The sequence below is a fragment of the Streptomyces sp. NPDC087422 genome, from assembly GCF_044744145.1.
Taxonomy (GTDB): Bacteria; Actinomycetota; Actinomycetes; order Streptomycetales; family Streptomycetaceae; genus Actinacidiphila.
The window spans coordinates 252,962-276,289 of record NZ_JBIUXT010000001.1 but is presented as its reverse complement, the minus strand read 5'-3'; the positions used below and the strand labels follow the sequence as shown (position 1 = coordinate 276,289).

General features: G+C 71.7%; 19 protein-coding genes. 17 read left to right on the top strand and 2 right to left on the bottom strand.

The genetic code is table 11. The features are described from left to right. Positions 1–25: 25 nt before the first annotated feature. Positions 26–589 carry a carbonic anhydrase gene (locus ACIO6U_RS01220; protein ID WP_355334136.1) on the bottom strand — a complete coding sequence of 188 codons (564 nt, stop codon included), beginning with the start codon at positions 587–589 and terminating at the stop codon, positions 26–28. 290 nt (positions 590–879) lie between these two features. On the opposite strand from ACIO6U_RS01220, the gene mraZ reads away from it, so the two are divergent. The 17 genes from mraZ (at position 880) to ACIO6U_RS01135 (ending at position 19,831) form a co-directional block, all read left to right on the top strand. Next, positions 880–1,311: a division/cell wall cluster transcriptional repressor MraZ gene (gene mraZ, locus ACIO6U_RS01215; RefSeq protein WP_355334133.1), complete on the top strand. Its 432-nt coding sequence runs from the start codon at positions 880–882 to the stop codon at positions 1,309–1,311. A gap of 198 nt (positions 1,312–1,509) precedes the next feature. Beyond that, the gene (gene rsmH / locus ACIO6U_RS01210) at positions 1,510–2,487 is read left to right on the top strand and encodes a 16S rRNA (cytosine(1402)-N(4))-methyltransferase RsmH (protein ID WP_355334131.1); all 978 of its coding nucleotides are present in this window, start codon (positions 1,510–1,512) and stop codon (positions 2,485–2,487) included. 356 nt (positions 2,488–2,843) lie between these two features. Continuing rightward, entirely contained in the window at positions 2,844–3,338 is a 495-nt protein-coding gene (locus tag ACIO6U_RS01205) for a cell division protein FtsL (RefSeq protein ID WP_401303762.1), read from the top strand. A 66-nt stretch (positions 3,339–3,404) separates the two neighbouring features. Then, entirely contained in the window at positions 3,405–5,531 is a 2,127-nt protein-coding gene (locus ACIO6U_RS01200) for a peptidoglycan D,D-transpeptidase FtsI family protein (RefSeq protein ID WP_401714707.1), read from the top strand. A gap of 2 nt (positions 5,532–5,533) precedes the next feature. Beyond that, entirely contained in the window at positions 5,534–7,147 is a 1,614-nt protein-coding gene (locus tag ACIO6U_RS01195; protein ID WP_355334124.1) for a UDP-N-acetylmuramoyl-L-alanyl-D-glutamate--2,6-diaminopimelate ligase, read from the top strand. Continuing rightward, positions 7,144–8,604 carry a UDP-N-acetylmuramoyl-tripeptide--D-alanyl-D-alanine ligase gene (murF, locus tag ACIO6U_RS01190; RefSeq protein WP_355334122.1) on the top strand — a complete coding sequence of 487 codons (1,461 nt, stop codon included), beginning with the start codon at positions 7,144–7,146 and terminating at the stop codon, positions 8,602–8,604. The genes ACIO6U_RS01195 and murF overlap by 4 nt, the downstream gene beginning before the upstream one ends. After that, positions 8,601–9,665 carry a phospho-N-acetylmuramoyl-pentapeptide-transferase gene (gene mraY / locus ACIO6U_RS01185; protein WP_188282125.1) on the top strand — a complete coding sequence of 355 codons (1,065 nt, stop codon included), beginning with the start codon at positions 8,601–8,603 and terminating at the stop codon, positions 9,663–9,665. The genes murF and mraY overlap by 4 nt, the downstream gene beginning before the upstream one ends. A 71-nt stretch (positions 9,666–9,736) precedes the next feature. Next, a complete protein-coding gene (gene murD / locus ACIO6U_RS01180; protein WP_355334707.1) occupies positions 9,737–11,167 on the top strand; it encodes a UDP-N-acetylmuramoyl-L-alanine--D-glutamate ligase in 1,431 nt (476 codons plus the stop codon). Positions 11,168–11,264: 97 nt separating this feature from the next. Beyond that, complete coding sequence (gene ftsW, locus ACIO6U_RS01175) at positions 11,265–12,548, top strand: putative lipid II flippase FtsW (RefSeq protein ID WP_355334118.1); 1,284 nt, start codon at positions 11,265–11,267, stop codon at positions 12,546–12,548. A gap of 6 nt (positions 12,549–12,554) precedes the next feature. Next, positions 12,555–13,646: an undecaprenyldiphospho-muramoylpentapeptide beta-N-acetylglucosaminyltransferase gene (gene murG / locus ACIO6U_RS01170; RefSeq protein WP_355334117.1), complete on the top strand. Its 1,092-nt coding sequence runs from the start codon at positions 12,555–12,557 to the stop codon at positions 13,644–13,646. Positions 13,647–13,765: 119 nt separating this feature from the next. Continuing rightward, positions 13,766–14,557 carry a cell division protein FtsQ/DivIB gene (locus ACIO6U_RS01165; RefSeq protein WP_401714704.1) on the top strand — a complete coding sequence of 264 codons (792 nt, stop codon included), beginning with the start codon at positions 13,766–13,768 and terminating at the stop codon, positions 14,555–14,557. A 250-nt stretch (positions 14,558–14,807) separates the two neighbouring features. Beyond that, complete coding sequence (gene ftsZ, locus ACIO6U_RS01160; protein WP_355334113.1) at positions 14,808–16,028, top strand: cell division protein FtsZ; 1,221 nt, start codon at positions 14,808–14,810, stop codon at positions 16,026–16,028. Beyond that, the gene (gene pgeF, locus ACIO6U_RS01155) at positions 16,025–16,786 is read left to right on the top strand and encodes a peptidoglycan editing factor PgeF (protein WP_355334110.1); all 762 of its coding nucleotides are present in this window, start codon (positions 16,025–16,027) and stop codon (positions 16,784–16,786) included. The genes ftsZ and pgeF overlap by 4 nt, the downstream gene beginning before the upstream one ends. Then, on the top strand, positions 16,783–17,535 hold the full coding sequence (locus tag ACIO6U_RS01150) for a YggS family pyridoxal phosphate-dependent enzyme (RefSeq protein WP_401714701.1): 753 nt from the start codon (positions 16,783–16,785) through the stop codon (positions 17,533–17,535). The genes pgeF and ACIO6U_RS01150 overlap by 4 nt, the downstream gene beginning before the upstream one ends. Before the next feature lie 93 nt (positions 17,536–17,628). Further along, on the top strand, positions 17,629–18,267 hold the full coding sequence (locus ACIO6U_RS01145) for a cell division protein SepF (RefSeq protein ID WP_188282131.1): 639 nt from the start codon (positions 17,629–17,631) through the stop codon (positions 18,265–18,267). Positions 18,268–18,330: 63 nt separating this feature from the next. After that, positions 18,331–18,618 carry a YggT family protein gene (locus ACIO6U_RS01140; RefSeq protein ID WP_355334104.1) on the top strand — a complete coding sequence of 96 codons (288 nt, stop codon included), beginning with the start codon at positions 18,331–18,333 and terminating at the stop codon, positions 18,616–18,618. Positions 18,619–18,664: 46 nt separating this feature from the next. Continuing rightward, positions 18,665–19,831 (top strand): DivIVA domain-containing protein, encoded by a 1,167-nt coding sequence (locus tag ACIO6U_RS01135; RefSeq protein WP_401714699.1) that lies wholly within the window; start codon positions 18,665–18,667, stop codon positions 19,829–19,831. Between the two features lie 125 nt (positions 19,832–19,956). Here the strand turns inward: ACIO6U_RS01135 and ileS are convergent, their stop codons facing one another. After that, complete coding sequence (gene ileS / locus ACIO6U_RS01130) at positions 19,957–23,124, bottom strand: isoleucine--tRNA ligase (protein WP_401714697.1); 3,168 nt, start codon at positions 23,122–23,124, stop codon at positions 19,957–19,959. Positions 23,125–23,328 lie beyond the last annotated feature (204 nt).

Genomic DNA, 23,328 nt, shown 5'->3' with positions numbered 1-23,328 from the left:
GGCACCCCACGTCACTCGCCTGCCGTTACTTGTTCGTGATTTCCCGGAGTAGACCAGTGTGCACGTCGAAGACGAACCCGCGCACGTCGTCGGTGTGCGCGAGGAAGGGCGAGGTGCGCACCCGGTTCATCGACTGCCGGACATCCTGGTCGATATCGGTGAACGCCTCCACCGACCAGGTCGGCCGCTGGCCGACCTCCCGTTCCAGTTCGGTACGGAAGTCCTCGGTGATGCTCTGCAGGCCGCAGTTGGTGTGGTGGATCAGCACGACGGAGCGGGTGCCCAGCGCGCGCTGGCTGATGGTGAGGGAGCGGATGGTGTCGTCGGTGACCACGCCGCCCGCGTTGCGGATGGTGTGGCAGTCGCCCAGCTCCAGGCCGAGCGCCCGGTGCAGGTCGATGCGGGCGTCCATGCAGGCCACGACGGCGACCTTCAGAACGGGCCTGGCATCCATGCCGGGGTCTTGGAACGCGTCGGCGTAGCGCTGGTTGGCTGCGACGAGCCGGTCGGTAACGGACGCGGTGGCGGTGTCTCCGGAGCGGCCGCTGACGTCGGTCGGCGCTGGGGAACCACTGGCAGATATCGACATGTCTCTGACGGTACGGCTCCGGGTGCCGTTCCACCTGCTGTGAGTTCCCACGAAATTTCGGCTCAAAAAGGATAAGCATCGGCAATTCCACGATGTGTGAGGTAGCCCACACACCCTCCGGGGCTCACCGGAAAGGGGTGACGCGAGGGGACGTGAGGGGTGACGCGAGATGACGCGAAGGGTGACGCGGAGGCCGCGGGGGACGTGACGCGCCCGGCTCCGCTCTGCGTTGACCGTGGGGGCCGGTGGAGTAAAGTGGCGCGAAGTGGTGCCGTCTGCTGGAGGTGTGCATGTTCCTCGGGACGTACACCCCGCGGCTCGACGACAAGAACCGGCTGGTGCTGCCCGCCAGGTTCCGCGAGCAGTTCGCCGACGGACTGGTGATCACCAAGGGGCAGGAACGCTGCTTGTGCGTGTGGTCGGTCGACGGCTTCAAGGCCGCCACCAGAAGCCTGTCCGACGCCCCGCTGACCTCGAAGGGCGCGCGGGACTACCTGCGCGTGCTGTTCGCCGGGGCGCATGACGAGGTCCCCGACAAGCAGGGCCGGGTCACGGTGCCGCAGCCGCTGCGCGCCTACGCCGGGCTGGTCAGGGACTGCGCGGTGATCGGCGCGGGCAGCCGGGTGGAGATCTGGTCCGCGACGGCCTGGGAGGGCTATCTCGCGGCCCAGGAAGACACCTTTTCGGCCCTGTCCGAGGAGGTTCCGCCCGGATTACTGTGAGCGCGGCCCGACCGGTCCGCGCCCCGGCGCACCTGCGCGCACCCCACGCTTGACTCCGTACCACCGCGCGGACGTACGGCCCGGCCTCCTCCCGCTCTGCCGCTCCGCTGGCACCACTTCCCCGGTGCCAGGGGAACGTTTCCTTTCGAGCGGGCGGGGACCCGGTTCTACGTCCCTCGTACCGCCGAGAAGGGCCCCATGAGCGACACCACCCCCGCGCAGCCCGAGCCGCGCCATGTGCCGGTCATGCTCCGGCGCTGCCTGGACCTGCTGGCCCCCGCGCTCGCCGAGCCGGGCGCGGTCGTCGTGGACGCCACCCTCGGCCTCGGCGGCCACAGCGAGGCGCTGCTCAGCACGTTCCCCGCCGCCCGGTTGGTCGCGCTCGACCGTGACACCGAGGCGCTGAAGCTCTCCGCCGAGCGACTCGCGCCCTTCGGCGACCGCGCCACCCTCGTGCACGCGGTCTACGACGAGCTGCCCGACGTCCTGGACCGGCTCGGCATCGTCCGCGTGCAGGGCGTCCTGTTCGACCTCGGCGTCTCCTCCATGCAGCTCGACGAGGCCGGCCGCGGCTTCGCGTACGCCCAGGACGCGCCGCTGGACATGCGGATGGACCAGACCACCGGGATCAGCGCCGCCGAGGTGCTCAACACGTATCCGCCGGGCGACCTGGTGCGCATCCTGCGCGCGTACGGCGAGGAGAAATTCGCCCGCAAGATCGTGGACGCGGTGGTGCGCGAGCGGGAACGGGAGCCGTTCAGCAACAGCGCGCGCCTGGTGGAGCTGATCCGTACGGCGCTGCCGCAGGCCGCGATGCGCACCGGGGGCAACCCGGCCAAGCGGACCTTCCAGGCCCTGCGGATCGAGGTCAACGGCGAGCTGTCGGTGCTGGAGCGCGCGGTCCCGGCGGCCGTCGGGGCGCTCGCGGTCGGCGGCCGGATCGCCGTGCTGTCGTACCAGTCGCTGGAGGACCGGCTGGTCAAGCAGGTCCTCGCGGCCGGGGCCGCCACGACCGCGCCGCCCGGCCTGCCGGTGGTGCCCGAGCAGTACCAGCCCCGCCTGAAGCTGCTCACCCGCGGCGCGGAACTGCCCACCGAGGACGAGATCGCCGAGAACCGGCGGGCCGCGCCCGCCCGGCTGCGCGGCGCCGAGCGGATCCGCGAGGACGCGCGGTGAGCCAGGACCGGCCGGGGGACCGGCGACGGCCCCCCGGCGATGACCGGGCACGCCGGGACCGGTCACCTGAGGGCCGGCCGGGCGACGGCCGGGCACGCGAGGAACCGGCGCGCGGACGCACCCCGCGCGAGGACCCCGCCCGTGGCCGCGCCCCGCGCCAGGAACCGCCCCGTAAGCGGGCCGCCGGTCAGGAACCGTCCCGCGAGCGGCCCGCCCGCCAGGACCGGCCGCCGCGCCAGGACCGCGGGGAGCCGCGCCGCGGGACCGCGAGGGTGCCCAGGCCGCCGCGCGCGCCCGGCCTGTCCGTACGGCCGTCCGCGGGCCGCGGGTCCGCCCGGTCCGCAACCGCCGCCCGTATGCCGTTCGTCCTTCTTGTCGTGACCCTCCTCGCGGGCGGCCTGCTCTCCCTGCTGCTGCTCAACGGAGCGGTCAACCAGGACTCCTTCGAGCTGAACAAGCTTCAAAAGGAGACCAACGGTTACACGGACGAGCAGCAGCAGCTCCAGCAGGAGGTCGATCAGTACGCGGCCCCCGGCGGCCTGGAACAGCGCGCCCGGCAGCTCGGCATGGTGCCGGGCGGCAACCCGGCCTTCCTCAACCCGGACGGCAGCGTCCGGGGCACCCCCGAGGAGGCCACGGCGCCGCCCGCGCCGCCGCCGACCAGCAAGGCGCCGCCGGCCCCGACCGGCACGCCCACCGCGACCCCGCCGAGCGGCACCCCGACCGGCGCGGCCGACGCCGCCGCGACCGGGTCGCCGACCGGCGCGCCCGGCACCACTCCTTCGGCCCCCACGACCCCCGGCGGCGCGCACGCCGCCGCCACGACCACTCCCACTCCTCCCGGCAGGTGACTTCGTGAAGCCTCAGCCACCCTCCCCGACCGCCCGTTCCCCGCGCCCCGCGCGGAGGGCCGGCCGGTGAGCGAGCCGAGACGACCGCAGCCGGGCCGCGCCCCGCGCCCCGGCGCGCCCCGCCCCCGCGCGTCCGGAGCGGGCAACGCGGGCAGCGCGGCGGCCGGAGCCGCAGGAGCCCCCGCGGGCCGGATTCGCCGCCCCCGTCCCGAAGGCGCCGCGCCCCGGCCCGCCCAGCGCGCGGGCCAGCGGCTCGGCCAGCGCCCCGCCGCCCCCCGCCCGCGCCGCACCGCCCCGCCGCCGCGGGCCCCCCGCGGCCCCCGGCTGGTCAAGCTCGGCAGGCCCAAGCCCCGGCTGCGGCTGGTCGGCGTCGCCCTCACCCTGGTGATGGCCGCCTTCGTGATCCGGCTGCTCCAGGTCCAGGCCGTGGACGCCTCCACCTACGCGGCCAAGGCCGCGGTGAACCGCTGGGTGACCCACGACGTCACCGCCGACCGCGGCACCATCACCGACCGCTCCGGCGTCGACCTGGCCACGACCGTGGACGCGTACGACATCACCGCCGACCCGTATCTGTTCACCCCGGAACAGACCAAGACCAAGGACGCGCCGCTCCAGGCCGCCGAACTGCTCGCGCCGATCGTCGGCGGCGACCCGACGGCCATCGCCAAGGCGCTGGCCACCCCCAAGTCCCGCTACCAGGTGATCGCCCGCCAGCAGTCCCCGCAGGTCTGGAACCAGATCAAGGACCTGAAGAAGGCGTTCGCCGCCACGTACGCCAGGGGACAGGGCGCCAACGTGCTGGCCGGGGTCTTCAGCGAGACCCACACCAAACGCGTCTACCCCGGCGGCGACCTGGCCGCGGGTGTCCTCGGCTTCGTCAACAGCCAGGGCGTGGGCGGCGGCGGCCTCGAATCCATGCTCAACAAGGAACTCGCGGGCAAGAACGGCAAGATCCGCTACGCCCAGTCCGACGGCCGCCAGGTGCCCACCGCGGGCGTCCAGGAACACCCCGCCGTGCCTGGTTCCGACGTCGAGCTGACCCTGGACCGGGACATCCAGTGGGCCGCCCAGAGCGCGATCACCGCCCAGGTGCAGAAGTCCAAGGCCGACCGCGGCTATGTGATCGTCCAGGACTCCAGGACCGGCGAGGTGCTGGCCATGGCCGACGCCCCCGGCTTCGACCCCGGCGACCTCGCCCACGCCGACCCGCGCGCGCTCGGCAACGCGGCGATGCAGGACGCGTACGAGCCCGGCAGCGTCAGCAAGCTGATGTCGATGGCCGCGATCCTCGACACCGGCACCGCCACCCCCGACACCCGGGTCACCGTCCCCGGCACCCTGCCGCGCGCCGACCGGGTCTTCCACGACGACGTCGACCACGGCACCTGGTACCTGACGCTCAACGGCGTCCTGGCCAAGTCCAGCAACATCGGCACCATCCTGGCCAGCCAGCAGCTCGGCACGACCCAGCCGCAGGCCAACCGGGTGCTCTACTCGTACCTGAAGAAATTCGGCATCGGCGACCCCACCGGCATCGGCTTCCCCGGCGAGACACCCGGCATCCTGGCCAAGCCGCAGGACTGGAACGCCTCCCAGCAGTTCACCATCCCGTTCGGCCAGGGCCTGTCGGTCAACGCGCTCCAGGCCACCTCGGTCTACTCGACGATCGCCAACGGGGGCGTACGCGTCCAGCCCACGCTGATCCGCGGCACCACGGGACCCGACGGCCGCTACGTCCCCGCGGACCCGGCCAAGAAGACCCGGGTGGTCAGCGCGCAGACCTCCAAGACGCTCTCCACGATGCTCGAATCGGTCGTCGGCGACGAACAGGGCACCGGACTCCACGCGCGGATCGCCGGATACCGCGTCGCGGGCAAGACCGGTACGGCCAACCGGGTGGACCCGGAGACCGGCAAGTACAAGGGCTACACCTCGTCGTTCCTGGGCTTCGCGCCCGCCGACGACCCGCGCGTCACGGTCTCCTGCGTGATCCAGAATCCGACTAGGGGCAGCTACTTCGGCGGCTCCATCTGCGGCCCGGTCTTCAAGCAGGTCATGGAATTCGCGCTCAAGACGCTGAAGGTCCCGCCGTCCGGCACCAAGGCTCCCCATCTGCCGGTCGACTTCGACCCGGCCCAGCCCGCGACGCCGCCCGGCACCGCGAAGCCCGGCACGGACAAGGCGCGGTGATCATGAATTTTGGCTCGCACCCCGGCCAGCCCGGTAACCTCACCGCCGTGCCCAAAGCTGATCAGCCCACCCTCACCCAGCCGGGCGCGCCGCGCCCGACGCGTATCCGCCCCAAAACCCTGCACGAACTCGCGGAACTCACCGGACCTCTCGGTACGCGGGTGCCGGACGGCCCCACCGCGCAGGTCACCGGCATCACGCACGACTCGCGCGCGGTCCGCCCCGGTGACCTGTACGCGGCGCTGCCCGGCGCGCGCTTCCACGGCGCGGACTTCGCCGCGCAGGCCGCCGCCGCCGGAGCCGTCGCCGTACTGACCGACCCGGCGGGCACCGAGCGCGCCGCCGCCACCGGACTGCCCGTCCTGACCGTGGACGACCCGCGGGCCCGGATGGGCGAGCTGGCCGCCGCCGTCTACGACCAGCCGGGCGACGGCCTGCTGCGGGTCGGGATCACCGGCACGTCGGGCAAGACCACCACCGCCTACCTCGTCGAGGGCGGCCTGCGGGCCGCGCGCGACGGCGGCACCGGCCTCATCGGCACCGTCGAGACCCGGATCGGCGACGACCGGATCAAGAGCGAGCGCACCACACCGGAGGCCACCGACCTCCAGGCGCTCTTCGCCGTGATGCGCGAACGCGGTGTCGAGTCGGTGGTCATGGAGGTCTCCAGCCACGCCCTGGTGCTCGGCCGGGTCGACGGGGCGGTGTTCGACGTGGCCGTCTTCAACAACCTCAGCCCCGAGCACATGGAGTTCCACGCGGGCATGGAGGACTACTTCCAGGCCAAGGCGCAGCTCTTCACCCCGCGCCGCAGCCGGCTCGGCGTGGTCAACCTGGACGACGCGTACGGCCGCAGGCTGGTCGGCGAGGCCACCGTGCCGCTGGTCACCTTCTCCGCCGAAGGGCGGCTGGACGCGGACTGGCGGGCCGAGGACGTCGAGGCGGGGCTGCACGGCAGCACCTTCACCGTGCTCGGCCCCAAGGGCGAGCGGGTGGACGCCACCGCGCCGCTGCCCGGCCCCTTCAACGTCGCCAACACCCTGGCCGCGATCACCGCGCTGGCCGCCGCGGGCCTCGACCCGCAGACCGCCGCCGACGGCATCGCCGCCGTCCCCGGCGTCCCCGGCCGCCTGGAGCGGGTCGACGCGGGACAGCCGTATCTGGCGGTCGTGGACTACGCGCACAAGACCGACGCCGTGGAGCTGATGCTGCGCGCGCTGCGCAAGACCACCCGCGGCCGGATCCACGCCGTGCTCGGCTGCGGCGGCGACCGCGACACCACCAAGCGCGGGCCGATGGGCGCGGCGGTCGCCCGGCTCGCCGACACCGCCGTACTGACCTCCGACAACCCGCGGTCGGAGGACCCGCTGGCCATCCTCGCCGCGATGCTGAACGGCGCGTGCGAGGTCCCCGCGCAGCAGCGCGGACACGTCATCGTCGAACCCGACAGAGCCGCCGCCGTCGCCGCCGCCGTCGCACGGGCCGAGCCCGGCGACATCGTGGTGGTGGCGGGCAAGGGCCATGAACAGGGCCAGGACATCGCCGGAGAGGTACGCCCCTTCGACGACCGAGAGGTGCTGCGCGCCGCGATCGAGAAGGACCGACAAGCACTGTGATCCCCCTCACCCTCGCCGAGGTCGCACGCGCGGTCGGCGGGAGCACGCACGACATACCGGACACGGAAGTACGTGTCACCGGCCCGGTGGTCAGGGACTCCCGCGAGGTGGTGCCCGGCGCGCTCTTCGTGGCGTTCGCCGGAGCCAAGGCCGACGGCCACGACTTCGCCGCCGACGTGGTCGCGGCGGGCGCCGTGGCGGTGCTCGCCACCCGGCCGGTCGGCGTACCCGCGATCGTCGTGGACGACGTACAGACCGCGCTCGGCGCCCTCGCCAAGCACGTCATCGAGCGGCTGGGCGCCACCGTGGTGGCGCTGACCGGCTCCGCGGGCAAGACCAGCACCAAGGACCTCATCGCGCAGCTCCTGGAGCGGCACGCGCCCACCGTGTGGACACCGGGCTCGCTGAACAACGAGATCGGGCTGCCGCTGACCGCGCTGAGCGCCGACGAGCACACCCGGCACCTGGTGCTGGAGATGGGCGCCCGCGGTATCGGCCACATCAGCTACCTGACCGGACTGACCCCGCCGCGGATCGGCCTGGTGCTCAACGTCGGCAGCGCGCACATCGGCGAGTTCGGCGGCCGGGAGCAGATCGCCCAGGCCAAGGGCGAGCTGGTCGAGGCGCTGCCCGCGGCGGCCGAGGGCGGCATCGCCGTACTCAACGCCGACGACCCGCTGGTCCGCGCCATGGCCTCCCGTACCAAGGCGCGCGTCGTGTACTTCGGCGAGTCGGCCAGGTCGGTCGACGGCGTGGACGTCGAGGTGACCGCCGAGAATGTCCGGCTCAACGACCGGGGTCAGGCCGTCTTCACGCTGCGAACACCCACCGGGTGCGCCGAGGTGACCTTGCGCCTGTACGGTGAGCACCACGTGTCGAACGCGCTCGCCGCGACCGCCGTAGCCCGTGAACTGGGCATGCCCGTCGACGAGATCGCCACCGCGCTCTCCGAGGCCGGCACGCTCTCGCACTGGCGCATGGAGGTCACCGAGCGGCCCGACGGCGTGACGGTCGTCAACGACGCCTACAACGCGAACCCCGAATCCATGAGGGCTGCCCTGCGCACACTCGCAGCGATGGGCAGATCCACACAGGCGCGCGGGGGGCGCACGTGGGCGGTGCTCGGAAAGATGGCCGAACTCGGCGGGGAAGCACTCGTCGAGCACGACGCGGTGGGGCGGCTGGCCGTCCGGCTCAACGTCAGCAAGCTCGTGGCCGTGGGCGGTACCGAAGCCGCCTGGCTGCAAATGGGCGCCTATAACGAGGGTTCGTGGGGTGAGGAGTCGGTGCACGTGTCCGACGCGGAGGCGGCGATCGACCTGTTGCGCAGCGAAGTGCGCCCGGGGGACGTCGTACTGGTGAAGGCATCGAGGTCGGTCGGCCTGGAGTCCGTCGCCCTGGCGCTGCTCGAAGCCGACGGCTTCGACGGCTCGGCCCGTGAGGGTGCCGCCCTGTGAAGCAGATTCTCGTCTCCGGCGTCCTGGGGCTCTTCCTGTCGCTGGTCGGCACACCGCTGTTGATCCGCCTGCTGGCCCGCAAGGGCTACGGACAGATGATCCGGGACGACGGTCCGAAGGCGCACCACAGCAAGCGCGGCACGCCCACCATGGGCGGTATCGCGTTCATCCTGGCCACGCTGATCGCCTACGCGGCGACCAAGCTGATCACCGGTGACAAGCCGACCATGTCCGGCGTGCTGGTGCTCTTCCTCTTCGCCGGTATGGGCCTGGTCGGCTTCCTCGACGACTACATCAAGATCGTCAAGCAGCGCAGCCTCGGCCTGCGCGCCAAGGCGAAGATGTCGGGCCAGCTCATCGTCGGCATCGCCTTCGCGGCGCTCGCGCTGAACTTCAAGGACTCCCGCGGCCAGACCCCGGCCTCCACCAAGCTGTCGTTCACCACCGACTTCGGCTGGTCCATCGGCCCGGTGATCTTCGTGGTCTGGGCGCTGTTCATGATCCTGGCGATGTCCAACGGCGTGAACCTCACCGACGGCCTCGACGGCCTGGCCACCGGCGCCTCCACCATGGTCTTCGCCGCCTACACCGTCATCGGCGTGTGGCAGTACGGCCAGTGGTGCGGGGCCCCGGTCAGCGCCAACGGCGCGTGTTACGAGGTCCGCGACCCACTCGATCTCGCGGTGGTCGCGGCGGCCCTGATGGGAGCCTGCTTCGGCTTCCTGTGGTGGAACACCTCACCGGCCAAGATCTTCATGGGCGACACCGGCTCCCTGGCCCTGGGCGGCGCGCTCGCGGGCCTGGCGATCTGCTCCCGCACCGAGATGCTGCTGGCCATCCTCGGCGGTCTCTTCGTCCTGATCACGATGTCCGTGATCATCCAGGTCGGCTCCTTCCGGCTCACCGGCAAGCGGGTCTTCCGGATGGCGCCACTCCAGCACCACTTCGAACTCAAGGGGTGGAGCGAAGTCCTGGTCGTGGTCAGATTCTGGATCATCCAGGGCATGTGCATGGCCGTCGGACTCGGCATCTTCTACGCGGGCTGGGTGGCCGCGTCGTGACGACCGACTCCCCGGCGTCCCCGGCGTCCCCGGCGTCTCCGGCCTCCCCGTCCGCCGCCGGGCAGGGCTTCGTGAACCCCGACTTCACCGACCTGCGCGTCACCGTCGCCGGGCTCGGCGTCTCCGGCGTGCCCGCCGCGAAGGCGCTGCACGCCCTCGGCGCCCGCGTCACCGTCGTCAACGGCGTCGCGGGCGAGCGGCAGCGGGCCGAGGCGGCCGAACTGGAGGCGCTCGGCATCACCGTGCGCCTCGGTGACGGCGCGACCCTGCCCGAGGGCACCGAACTCGTGGTCACCGCCCCCGGCTGGAAGCCGAGCAGCCCGCTGTTCACGGCCGCCGCCAAGGCGGGCGTGGAGATCTGGGGCGACGTCGAACTGGCCTGGCGGCTCAGGAAACCCGGCGCGGCCCCCTGGCTCGCGGTCACCGGCACCAACGGCAAGACCACCACCACCCGCATGCTCGCCGCGATCCTCACCGCGGCGGGCCTGCGCACCGCGGCCGTCGGCAACATCGGCGTCTCCCTGCTGGACGCGGTCCTCGGCGACGAGCCGTACGACGTCCTCGCCGTCGAGCTGTCCAGCTACCAGCTCCACTGGGCGCCCAGCATCCGCCCGCACTCCGCCGCCGTGCTCAACCTGGCGCCCGACCACCTCGACTGGCACGGCTCGATGGCGGCGTACACCGCCGACAAGGGCCGGATCTACCAGGGCAACCAGGTCGCCTGCGTCTACAACCGCGCCGACCCCGAGACCGAGCGGCTGGTCCGCGAGGCCGACGTCGAAGAGGGCTGCCGGGCGATCGGCTTCACCCTCGACGCGCCCCGGCCCTCCGACTTCGGCCTGGTCGACGGCATCCTGGTCGACCGCGCCTTCGTGGACGACCGGGTCAACAGCGCGCAGGAGCTGGCCGAGACCGCCGACGTCAACCCGCCGGCCCCGCACAACATCGCCAACGCGCTGGCCGCCGCCGCCCTCGCCCGCGCCTACGGCGTCGAACCGGCCGCCGTACGCGAGGGCCTGCGGGCCTTCCGCCCGGACGCGCACCGCATCGCCGAGGTCGCCACCCGCGACGGCATCACCTGGGTCGACGACTCCAAGGCCACCAACACCCACGCGGCCGAGGCGTCGCTGGCCGCGTACCCGTCGATCGTCTGGCTCGCCGGCGGCCTCGCCAAGGGCGCGGTCTTCGACGACCTGGTCATCAAGTCCGCCGACCGGCTGCGGGCCGCCGTGCTGATCGGCGCCGACCGCGCCCTGATCCGTGAAGCGCTCGCGCGACACGCCCCCCAGGTCCCGGTGGTCGAGCTGGGCCGGACCGACACTGGGGCGATGGCCGCCGCCGTCGCCGTGGCACGCGACCGGGCCCAGCCCGGCGACACCGTTCTGCTGGCACCGGCCTGTGCGTCGATGGACATGTTCGCCAATTACAACGAGCGCGGCGATATGTTCGCGGAAGCCGTCCGGCGCCTGGGCGCCGCCGACAGCGACAGCGACGAGCCCTAGCCGCAGGTGTCGTGCGGCGCCCTCGCTCCGATGGAGGTCCCATGACGGCCACTGCGTCCCCCCGCCGCCCCGCGCACCGCCCCCGCGGGGGGCGGGTATGAGCACGTACCCGGCCCGGCAGCGCGGCAGCGCGCTCCGGGGCGCCGCCCGGCTCCCCGAGCGGGTACGCGCCGCCTGGGACCGCCCGCTGACGGCGTACTACGTCATCCTCGGCGCGGCCCTGCTGATCACCGTGCTCGGCCTGGTGATGGTGTACTCCGCCTCGATGATCCAGGCGCTGCGCTACGGCCTGCCGTCCACGTACTACTTCCGCAAGCAGCTCCTCGCGGTCGCCCTCGGCTCCGTGCTGCTCTACGCCGCCGCCCGGATGCCGGTCAGACTGCACCGCGCGCTCGCGTACCCGCTGCTGCTCGGCGCCGTCTTCCTGATGTGCCTGGTCCAGGTCCCCGGAATAGGGCAGACGGTCAACGGCAACACCAACTGGATCTCCATCGGCGGCCCGTTCCAGATCCAGCCCAGCGAATTCGGCAAGCTGGCCCTGGTCATGTGGGGCGCCGACCTGCTCGCCCGCAAGGGCGACCGGAATCTGCTGATCCAGTGGAAGCACCTGCTGGTGCCGCTCGTGCCCGTGACGTTCCTGCTGCTCGGACTGATCATGCTCGGCGGCGACATGGGCACCACGATGATCCTCACCGCGATCCTCTTCGGCATGCTCTGGCTCGCGGGCGCCCCCACCCGGCTCTTCGCGGGCGTGCTGTCCGGCGCGGCGGCGCTGGCGGCCCTGGCCATCATCACCAGCCCCAACCGGATGGGCCGGCTGCACTGCATCGCCGCCACCGACCCCGGCACCAACGACCAGTGCTGGCAGGCCGTGCACGGGATCTACGCCCTCGCCTCCGGTGGCTGGTTCGGGTCGGGACTCGGGGCGAGTGTGGAAAAATGGGGTGAACTCCCGGAGCCGCACACCGACTTCATCTTCGCCGTAACCGGGGAGGAATTGGGTCTGGCGGGGACGCTGTCGGTACTCGCCCTCTTCGCGGCACTAGGCTACGCGGGTATCCGCGTGGCCGGTCGTACGGAGGACCCCTTCGTCAGGTTCGCAGCGGGTGGCGTGACCACCTGGATCACGGCGCAGGCCGTGATCAACATCGGTGCGGTGCTCGGCCTGCTGCCGATCGCCGGAGTCCCGCTCCCGCTGTTCTCCTACGGAGGTTCAGCCATCCTGCCGACCATGTTCGCGATCGGGCTGCTCATCTCCTTCGCGAGAAACGAGCCCGGAGCGCGAGCGGCCCTGGCCATGCGGGGGCGTAGTGCTTTCAGCGGGGCAATGACACGGACGATGCGGCGGTACGTCACCAGGCGGCCGTCCGGAGAGCGGTGAATTTCGGTGCATGTCGTACTCGCCGGCGGGGGGACCGCCGGCCACATCGAGCCTGCGCTCGCGCTCGCCGATGCCCTGCGCAGGCAGGACCCGACCGTGGGCATCACGGCCCTCGGCACCGAGAAGGGCCTGGAGACCAGGCTGGTGCCGGAACGCGGTTATGAACTGGCGCTCATCCCGGCCGTCCCGCTGCCGCGCCGCCCCACCCCGGAACTGATCACCGTCCCCGGACGGCTGCGCGGCACCATCAAGGCCGCCGAGCAGATCCTGGAACGCACCAAGGCGGACTGCGTGGTCGGCTTCGGCGGCTACGTGGCGCTGCCCGGCTACCTGGCCGCCAAGCGGCTCGGCGTGCCGATCGTCGTGCACGAGGCCAACGCGCGGCCGGGCCTGGCCAACAAGATCGGGTCGCGGTACGCGCACGCGGTCGCCGTCTCCACCCCCGACAGCAAGCTGCGCGACGCCCGTTACATCGGCATCCCGCTGCGCCGCACCATCGCCACCCTCGACCGGGCCGCCGCCCGCCCCGAGGCCCGGCACGCGTTCGGCCTCGACCAGAACCTGCCCACCCTGCTGGTCTCCGGCGGCTCCCAGGGCGCCCGGCGGCTCAACGAGGTGATCGCCACCGTCGCGCCGCGGCTCCAGCAGTCCGGCGTGCAGATCCTGCACGCGGTCGGCCCCAAGAACGAACTCCCGCGGTCCGACAACATGCCCGGCATGCCGCCGTACCGCCCGGTGCCCTACGTCGACCGGATGGATCTCGCCTACGCCGCCGCCGACATGATGCTCTGCCGGGCCGGTGCCATGACCGTCGCCGAACTGTCCGCGGTCGGACTGCCCGCCGCCTACGTGCCGCTGCCCATCGGCAACGGCGAACAGCGGCTCAACGCCCAGCCGCTGGTGAAGGCCGGCGGCGGCCTGCTGGTCGACGACGCCGAACTCACCCCCGACTGGGTGCTGGGACACGTGCTGCCCGTCCTGACGGACCCGCACCGCCTGTACGACATGTCGCGCGCGGCAGCCGAGTTCGGCCGCCGCGACGCGGACGACCTGCTGGTCGCCATGGTGTACGAGGCGGTGGCCGCGGGCCGCCGCTGACGGTGGCCGCCGCGCCGAGGGCGTGTCCCGCGGCGCGGCGGACCGGGCCTGGCACGATAGGGCCCGCGGGGCGCGGACGCGCTCCGCATCCGTCGACGCGGGGAGGCCGGGTGACCGGGGTGACCGGGACGCAAGCGAAGCCGGTCGGCGCCGACCGGGACGGGGCGGCGCCCGGCGCCGGACGGCGCCCGCGCCCCCGGCTGACCCTCCCCAGCCGCCGGACGGCGATCATCGCACTGGTCGTCCTCACCGTCCTCGTCGCGGGCGGCACCTGGGCCGTCTACGGCTCCTCCTGGTTCCGCGCCACGCGCGTGACCGTCACGGGCAACGACGTGCTGACGCCGCAGCAGATCGAGCGCGCCGCGGGCGTACCGCTGGGCGGCGCGCTGGCCTCGGTGGACACCGGCGCGGTCCGCAGGCGGCTGCTCACCGCGCTGCCGCGGATCGACCATGTGGACGTGGAACGGTCGTGGCCGCACACGGTCCGGGTGAAAGTGACCGAACGAACGGCCTCCGCCGTACTGAAAAGCGGCGACAAGTTCACCGAAGTGGACCCGGGCGGTGTGCGATTCGCGACGGTCGACACCGCGCCGCGCGGTGTACCGCTCGTGCAATTGACGCCGGATCAGTCGCCGAGCCTTCGGCATTTCGGAACAAAGAGCCTGCTGCGGGCCGCCATTGCGGTCGCCGCCGATCTTCCGGAATCGCTGCACGGCCAGGCGACCGCGATCCGGGTCCGTTCCTACGACAACATCACCGTCGAACTCTCGCGCGGACGCAGCGTGATGTGGGGGAGCGCGGAACAGGGCGCGCGGAAGGCCGCGGTGCTCAATGCGCTCCTGAAGGTCCAGCCACACGCCTCCCACTACGACGTGAGTGCCCCCAGCGCCCCTGCGGCGTCAGGGAGTTGACGCCCCTTATGGCATTATTCGACCCCTGGCCCACCAGCCGGTGACGTGATCACATAGGGTCAAAAGAAAAACGGTAGGTTCGGCGTGTTCGTTGAACCACTACCGCTTGTCGACTTAGTGTCTCGTCCCAAGGAACACATGGGACATGCATACTGGTAACCCTAAACCTCACGGTTAGGGTTCGGAACGGCATCGGCGAGCGTACCGACCGTCCCACAAGATACGTAACTCGAGGCGAGAGGCCTTCGACGTGGCAGCACCGCAGAACTACCTCGCAGTCATCAAGGTCGTCGGCATCGGCGGCGGTGGCGTCAACGCCATCAACCGGATGATCGAGGTCGGTCTCAAGGGCGTCGAGTTCATCGCGATCAACACCGATGCGCAGGCCCTCCTGATGAGCGACGCCGACGTCAAGCTCGACGTCGGCCGTGAACTGACCCGGGGCCTCGGCGCCGGGGCCAACCCCGACGTGGGCCGCAAGGCCGCCGAGGACCACCGCGAGGAGATCGAAGAGGTGCTCAAGGGCGCCGACATGGTCTTCGTCACCGCGGGTGAGGGCGGCGGCACCGGCACCGGCGGCGCACCCGTCGTCGCCAACATCGCCCGCTCGCTCGGCGCCCTGACCATCGGGGTCGTCACCCGCCCCTTCACCTTCGAGGGCCGCCGTCGCGCCAACCAGGCGGAGGACGGCATCGCGGGGCTGCGGGAGAACGTCGACACCCTGATCGTCATCCCCAACGACCGTCTGCTGTCCATCTCGGACCGCCAGGTCAGCGTGCTCGACGCCTTCCGCTCGGCCGACCAGGTCCTGCTCTCCGGCGTGCAGGGCATCACCGACCTGATCACCACCCCCGGCCTGATCAACCTCGACTTCGCCGACGTGAAGTCCGTGATGTCCGAGGCGGGTTCGGCCCTCATGGGCATCGGCTCCGCACGCGGTGACGACCGTGCGGTCGCCGCCGCCGAGATGGCGATCTCCTCGCCGCTGCTCGAAGCCTCCATCGACGGCGCCCGCGGGGTGCTGCTCTCCATCTCCGGCGGCTCCGACCTCGGCCTGTTCGAGATCAACGAGGCGGCCCAACTCGTCAGCGAGGCGGCCCACCCCGAGGCCAACATCATCTTCGGCGCGGTCATCGACGACGCGCTCGGCGACGAGGTGCGGGTTACCGTGATCGCCGCCGGGTTCGACGGCGGCCAGCCGCCCACCAAGAGCAGCGCCAAGGCGCTCGACGGATACCGCGACACGACCCCCGCCTCCGGCGCCCGGATCGCCAGCCAGCCCGAACCCGCCCGCCCGGCGACCTCGTACACCGGCCTCGGCAGTGTCCCGGTCGCCTCGTCGGACCGCGACAGCGACAACGAGCCCGTCGCGGAGGCGCCGACCCCGGTCCCGCCCCCGCACGTGCCGCCGGCCCGTCCCTACCAGGACACCGCGGCCGAAGAGCTCGACGTACCCGACTTCTTGAAGTGATAGGGCACCGCCAGACAGCGAGCGGCGCGCACTTCGCCTTCACCGACCGGTGGGGCGGGGTGAGCGCCGTTCCGCACGACAGCCTCAACCTCGGCGGCGCGGTGGGGGACGACCCCGCCGCCGTACGCGCCAACCGCGAGCGCGCCGCGGCCGATCTCGGCCGCGACCCCGACCGGGTGGTGTGGATGAACCAGGTGCACGGCCGCGAGGTCGCCGTCGTGGACGCCCCGTGGGGCGACCGGCCGGTCCCGGCCGTCGACGCGCTCGTCACCACCCGCGCCGACCTCACGCTCGCCGTACTCACCGCCGACTGCGTGCCCGTACTGCTCGCCGACCCGGTGGCCGGTGTCGTGGCCGCCGCGCACGCGGGACGGCCGGGACTGGTCGCGGGTGTGGTGCCCGCCGCCGTCGAGGCGATGACGGCGCGGGGGGCCGACCCCGCGCGGATCACCGCGCTGCTCGGACCCGCCGTGTGCGGAAAGTGCTATGAAGTGCCCGCCGCGATGCGGGACGAGGTCGCCCGGGCGGTGCCGGAGGCGTACGCCGAGACGAGCTGGGGCACTCCGGCGGTCGACGTGGCTTCGGGGGTGCGCGCCCAACTCGCGCGCGCCGGAGTGAACCTCGGGCCGAGCGCCGGATCATCCGACGGGCCGGGCGCGGGTGTGTGCACCCTGGAGTCCGCCGATCACTTCTCCTACCGCCGCGACGGTGTCACCGGTCGCCTGGCGGGCTACGTCTGGCTGGACGGCGCCGCGTGACCGAGCATCAGACCGACCCCGAGGCCGAGGACGGCGCCAGGCGCGCGGAACTCGCCGCGAATCTGGACCGTGTCGAGAAGCGGATCACCGCCGCCTGCGAGGCGGCCGGGCGGGACCGCGCGGACGTGACCCTGATCGTGGTCACCAAGACCTATCCGGCGAGCGACGTCCGGCTGCTGGCCGGCCTCGGCGTCCGGCATGTGGCGGAGAACCGCGACCAGGACGCCGCGCCCAAGGCGGCGGCGTGCGCCGATCTTCCGCTTACTTGGCATTTTGTGGGGCAGTTGCAGACCAACAAGGCTCGTTCAGTGGTCCGTTACTCTGATCATGTGCACTCGGTCGACCGGCTCCGGCTGGCCGGCGCGCTGTCGACCGCGGCGACCGCCGCGGAAAAGCGGCTCGGGTGCCTCGTTCAGGTCGCCCTGGACGCGGAGTCGGGCGCTCAGGGAGAGCGCGGCGGGGTGGCACCCGACGCGGTCGCCGCGCTCGCCGACGCGATCGCGGCGGCACCGGGGCTGCGTCTCGACGGCCTGATGACCGTCGCGCCGCTGGCCGGGGCGTACGCGGGCCAACCCCGCGCCGCCTTCGATCGGTTGATGGAAATCTCATCCGGCCTGCGCGAGACCTATCCGGCTGCGACCATGGTCTCGGCAGGGATGAGCCAGGACCTCGACGAAGCCGTTGCGGCCGGAGCGACACATGTACGCGTCGGTACGGCGGTACTCGGAGTCCGTCCCGGGCTCGGGTAACGTCACCAACAAGTCGGACCACAGCATAAATATGGTGTGGCGGCCGTCCGAGCGGCGGCCGAGGACCGCAACCCCGCTGAGAGGACGCAGAGCATGGCCGGCGCGATGCGCAAGATGGCGGTCTACCTCGGCCTCGTGGAGGACGACGGATACGACGGGCCGGGATTTGACCCCGACGACGAGTTCGAGCCCGAGATGGCCGCTCCGCCCGCAGCACGGGCCAGCGCCGACCCCGAGCGTGCCCCTCGCCGTCAGCAGCAGGTCAGCCAGCACGTACCGCAGCACGTACCACAGAGCCAGCACCAGTCGTCGCAGGACGAACCGGCGCGTCTCGTACACGCCCCGGCGCCCCGTGAACCGCGGATCGCCCCCGTGGCGTCCATCACACCCGAACGTCACAGCCTGGAGAAGAACGCACCGGTGATCATGCCCAAGGTCGTGTCAGAGCGAGAGCCGTACCGGATCACGACACTGCACCCCCGGACCTACAACGAAGCCCGTACCATCGGGGAACACTTCCGCGAGGGAACGCCGGTGATCATGAATCTGACGGAGATGGACGACACGGACGCGAAGCGTCTTGTCGACTTCGCCGCCGGCCTGGTCTTCGGTCTTCACGGAAGCATCGAGCGGGTGACGCAGAAGGTGTTCCTCCTGTCGCCTGCTAACGTCGATGTCACGGCGGAGGACAAAGCCCGGATCGCCGAGGGCGGGTTCTTCAACCAGAGCTGAACGAGACGCAACCGCAGGGACCCGGCCACCGGGCCGAAGACGAGCAGGGGAGAGGGAAGCGCGATGAGTGTCGCACTCCAGGTGCTGTACATCGCGCTGTACTGCTTCCTGTTTGTGCTGATCTTCCGATTGGTGATGGATTACGTCTTCCAGTTCGCCCGTTCATGGCACCCTGGGAAGGCGATGGTGGTGGTCCTGGAGGGCACCTACACTGTCACCGATCCGCCACTCAAGCTCTTGCGGCGGTTCATCCCGCCGCTACGTCTCGGGGGCGTGGCGCTCGACCTGTCCTTCTTCGTATTGATGATCATCGTGTACATCCTGATCTCCGTCGTGGGGAACTTGATGTGAACGGTGCGGGCTCCCGATATGTCGACGATCACGTTGAGGTGAAGAGATGCCGCTGACCCCCGAGGACGTTCGGAACAAGCAGTTCACGACCGTCCGCCTCCGAGAGGGCTATGACGAGGATGAGGTCGACGCCTTCCTCGACGAGGTGGAGGCGGAGCTGACTCGATTGCTCCGCGAAAACGAGGACTTGCGCGCCAAACTGGCCGCGGCCACCCGTGCCGCCGCCCAGAACCAGCAACAGGGCATGCGCAAGCCCGAACAGCAGGACCGGCCGGTGCCCGCTGCCATATCCGGTCCGCAGCCGGTGCCGCAGCAGCAGATGGGTCCGCCGCAGCAGCAGGGCGGTATGCCGCAGTTGCCGCCCGGCCCCAGCGCCCAGCAGCAGCACGGGCCCGGCCCGATGCAGCAGATGGGGCACCCCATGCAGCAGCAGGGGCCTGGTCCGATGGGCCAGCACCCGATGCAGCAGCAGGGGCCTGGTCCGATGGGCCAGCACCCGATGCAGCAGCAACAGCAGCAGCACCACCCGATGCAGCAGCAGGGACCCGGTGGCGACAGCGCCGCCCGCGTGCTCTCGCTCGCGCAGCAGACGGCGGACCAGGCCATCGCGGAAGCGCGTTCCGAGGCCAACAAGATCGTCGGCGAGGCCCGCAGCCGCGCCGAGGGCCTGGAGCGGGACGCCCGCGCCAAGGCGGACGCTCTTGAGCGGGACGCCCAGGAGAAGCACCGCGTCGCGATGGGCTCCCTGGAGTCCGCCCGCGCCACGTTGGAGCGCAAGGTCGAGGACCTGCGCGGCTTCGAGCGCGAGTACCGCACGCGTCTGAAGTCCTACCTGGAGTCCCAGCTCCGTCAGCTCGAGAACCAGGCCGACGACTCGCTGGCTCCGCCGCGTACCACCCCCGCGGCTCCCTCCCTCCCGGCCGCGTCCACCATGGGCGGCTCGATGGGCGGATCCATGGGCAACGGCGGTATGGGCAACGGCATGGCACCGGCAGGCGCGGGCGCCGGTATGGGACACGCGGGCTCCGCGCCGTCCTACGGCGGTCAGGGCATGGGCGGCGGTCACACCCCCGGCCCGACGTACGGCGGCCAGCAGCAGATGTCTCCTGCCATGACCCAGCCGATGGCACCGGTACGGCCGCAGGCGCCGCAGCCGATGCAGCAGGCGCCGACGCCGATGCGCGGTTTCCTGATCGACGAGGACGACAACTGACCTAGCGGTCGGCTGGACTCGCACCACACAGGGCCGGGCCCCCGGGGAATCCTTTTTCCCCGCGGGGCCCGGCCCTGTTCTGTGCGACGACCACCGTGCGTAGGGGACTTCGCCCCCTACGGGGCTCAGCTCTTGCGCAGGTGGAAGGTCAGGGCCAGGGACTCGTCCGTGAACGCCGGGCCGAAGGAGGCATCGGCCGACGCGTCGGTGAAGCTGTCCGCCAGGACCTCCTCGGAGATGAGCGGGGCGTGGGCGGACAGGGCCGTCGAGACGTCGGGCTCGGCCGTGGCCCAGCGGACGTGGATCCGGTCGGCCACGTCGAAGCCGGAGGTCTTGCGGGCCTCCTGGATCAGCCGGATGGCGTCGCGGGCGAGCCCGGCCAGGCGGAGTTCGGGAGTGATCTCCAGGTCGAGCGCGACCGTGGCGCCGGAGTCGGAGGCGACCGACCACCCTTCGCGCGGGGTCTCGGTGATGATGACCTCTTCAGGAGCGAGCGCGACCTCCTCGCCGTCCACGACCACCGAGGCCGTACCGCCGTCGCGCAGCGCCGCCGACAGGGCCGCCGCGTCGGCGGCGGCGACCGCGGCCGCCACGGCCTGGACGCCCTTGCCGAAACGCTTGCCCAGCGCGCGGAAGTTGGCCTTGGCCGTGGTGTCGACCAGCGACCCGCCGACCTCGGACAGCGACGCCAGGGAGCTGACGTTCAACTCCTCGGTGATCTGCGCCCGCAGCTCGGCCGAGAGCCCCTCGAAGCCCGCGGCGGCGACCAGCGCGCGCGACAGCGGCTGACGCGTCTTGACACCGGACTCCGCGCGCGTGGCACGGCCCAGCTCGACCAGCCGCCGTACGAGCAGCATCCGCTCCGACAGGGCCGGGTCGACGTGCCTCTCGTCCACGACGGGCCAGGACGAGAGGTGGACGGAGTCGGGGGCACCGGGGACCACCGGCACCACCAGGTCCTGCCAGACCCGTTCGGTGATGAACGGCACCAGCGGGGCCATCAGCCGCGTCACGGTCTCCACCACGTCGTGCAGGGTGCGCAGCGCGGCCGGGTCGCCCTGCCAGAAGCGGCGCCGCGAACGGCGCACGTACCAGTTCGACAGGTCGTCCACGAAGGCCGACAGCAGCTTGCCCGCGCGCTGGGTGTCGTACGACTCCAGCGCGTCGGTCACCTCGCGCACCAGCACGTTCCGCTCGCCGACCAGCCAGCGGTCGAGCAGCGGGCGGTCCTCGACGGCCGGGTCGGCCGCCGAGGGGGCCCAGCCGGACGTACGGGCGTACAGCGCCTGGAAGGCGACCGTGTTCCAGTACGTGAGCAGCGTCTTGCGGACGACCTCCTGGATCGTGCCGTGGCCGACCCGGCGGGCCGCCCACGGGGAGCCGCCGGCCGCCATGAACCAGCGCACCGCGTCGGCGCCGTGCTGGTCCATGAGCGGGATCGGCTGGAGGATGTTGCCCAGGTGCTTGGACATCTTGCGGCCGTCCTCGGCGAGGATGTGGCCGAGGCAGACCACGTTCTCGTAACTCGACCTGTCGAAGACGAGCGTGCCGATGGCCATCAGCGTGTAGAACCAGCCGCGGGTCTGGTCGATCGCCTCCGCGATGAACTGCGCCGGGTACGTGCGCTCGAAGACCTCCTTGTTGTGGAACGGGTAGCCCCACTGCGCGAACGGCATCGAACCCGAGTCGTACCAGGCGTCGATCACCTCGGGGACGCGGGTCGCGGTGCCGCCGCAGGACGGGCAGCCGAAGGTGACCGCGTCGATGTACGGGCGGTGCGGGTCGAGCCCGGACTGGTCGGTGCCGGTCAGTTCGCCGAGTTCGGCCAGCGAGCCGACACAGGTCAGATGGCCGTCCTCGCAGCGCCAGATCGGCAGCGGCGTACCCCAGTAGCGGTTGCGCGACAGCGCCCAGTCGACGTTGTTCTTCAGCCAGTCGCCGAAGCGGCCGTGCTTGACCGAGTCCGGGTGCCAGTTGGTCTTCTCGTTCTCCCGCAGCAGGGCGTCCTTGACCGCCGTGGTCCTGATGTACCAGGACGGCTGCGCGTAGTAGAGCAGCGCGGTGTGGCAGCGCCAGCAGTGCGGGTAGCTGTGCTCGTACGGCAGGTGCCGGAACAGCCGTCCCGAAGCCTGGAGTTCGGCGACCAGCGCCTCATCGGCCTTCTTGAAGAAGACCCCGCCGACCAGGGGCACGTCCGGCTCGAAGGTGCCGTCGCGGCGCACCGGGTTGACCACCGGAAGGCCGTACGCGCGGCAGGTCTTGAGGTCGTCCTCACCGAAGGCGGGGGACTGGTGGACCAGGCCCGTGCCGTCCTCGGTGGTGACGTACTCGGCGTTCACCACATAGTGCGCGTCCGGGATCTCGACGAGGTCGAACGGCCGCTGATACGTCCAGCGTTCCATCTCGCGGCCGGTGAAGGACTGCCCGGTCGCCGTCCAGCCCTCGCCCAGCGCCTTGCCGAGCAGCGGCTCGGCGACGACCAGCTTCTCGGTGCCGTCGGTGGCGACGACGTACGTCACGTCGGGGTGCGCGGCGACGGCGGTGTTGGAGACCAGCGTCCAGGGCGTGGTCGTCCACACCAGCAGCGCGGCCTCGCCCGCCAGCGGGCCGCCGGTCAGCGGGAAGCGGACGAAGACCGACGGGTCGACGACCGTCTCGTAGCCCTGGGCCAGTTCGTGGTCGGACAGGCCGGTCTGGTCCTTCGGGCACCAGGGCGCCACCCGGTAGTCCTGGACCAGCAGGCCCTTGTCGAAGATCTGCTTGAGCGACCACCACACGGACTGGACGTACTCCGGGTCCATCGTCCGGTAGGCGTTGTCGAGGTCGACCCAGTAGCCCATGCGCGTGGTCAGGTCGGTGAAGGCGTCGGTGTACCGGGTCACCGACTCGCGGCACTTCGCGTTGAACTCCGCGACGCCGTAGTCCTCGATGTCCTGCTTGGTGGTGAAGCCCAGTTCCTTCTCCACCGCCAGCTCGACCGGCAGCCCGTGGCAGTCCCAGCCGGCCTTGCGGGTCACGTGGTGGCCCTGCATGGTCTTGAAGCGGGGGAAGACGTCCTTGAAGACGCGGGCCTCGATGTGGTGGGCGCCGGGCATGCCGTTGGCGGTCGGCGGGCCCTCGTAGAAGACCCAGTCGGGCAGTCCGCGGCTCTGCTCGACGGAACGGGCGAAGGTCTTCCGCTCGCTCCAGAGGTCGAGCACCTCGTGTTCGAGGGCGGGCAGGTCGACCTGGGCGGGCACCGGCCGGTACTGCGGCGGCTGCGGCTGTCCCTGCGCGGTCTGGTGGTCGCTCATCGGTGGTTTCCTCCGGCGGACACTGGTGCGTACTCCGTCGAAGGGACGAGAGCGAGCGCTCCCGCGGTACCACCCTCCTTGGCGGTGGAGGCGCCCCGCACACGGGGAAACCCACCGCCCCCTCATTGGGGCAGCGACGCCGGTTCTACTCGCCCGGGGGCCTTGAGGGGCCTCCCGCGGGCTTTCTTCCGGCGGCTCCGGGGT

Bases quoted from the DNA above. Each gene is read 5' to 3' on its own strand.
- rsmH (WP_355334131.1), top strand. From the start codon at position 1,510: ATGAGCGACACCACCCCCGCGCAGCCCGAGCCGCGCCATGTGCCGGTC.
- ACIO6U_RS01145 (WP_188282131.1), top strand. From the start codon at position 17,629: ATGGCCGGCGCGATGCGCAAGATGGCGGTCTACCTCGGCCTCGTGGAG.
- mraZ (WP_355334133.1), top strand. From the start codon at position 880: ATGTTCCTCGGGACGTACACCCCGCGGCTCGACGACAAGAACCGGCTG.
- ACIO6U_RS01135 (WP_401714699.1), top strand. From the start codon at position 18,665: ATGCCGCTGACCCCCGAGGACGTTCGGAACAAGCAGTTCACGACCGTC.
- ACIO6U_RS01220 (WP_355334136.1), bottom strand. From the start codon at position 589: ATGTCGATATCTGCCAGTGGTTCCCCAGCGCCGACCGACGTCAGCGGC.
- ACIO6U_RS01140 (WP_355334104.1), top strand. From the start codon at position 18,331: ATGAGTGTCGCACTCCAGGTGCTGTACATCGCGCTGTACTGCTTCCTG.
- ACIO6U_RS01205 (WP_401303762.1), top strand. From the start codon at position 2,844: ATGCCGTTCGTCCTTCTTGTCGTGACCCTCCTCGCGGGCGGCCTGCTC.
- ACIO6U_RS01195 (WP_355334124.1), top strand. From the start codon at position 5,534: ATGAATTTTGGCTCGCACCCCGGCCAGCCCGGTAACCTCACCGCCGTG.
- ileS (WP_401714697.1), bottom strand. From the start codon at position 23,124: ATGAGCGACCACCAGACCGCGCAGGGACAGCCGCAGCCGCCGCAGTAC.
- ftsW (WP_355334118.1), top strand. From the start codon at position 11,265: ATGAGCACGTACCCGGCCCGGCAGCGCGGCAGCGCGCTCCGGGGCGCC.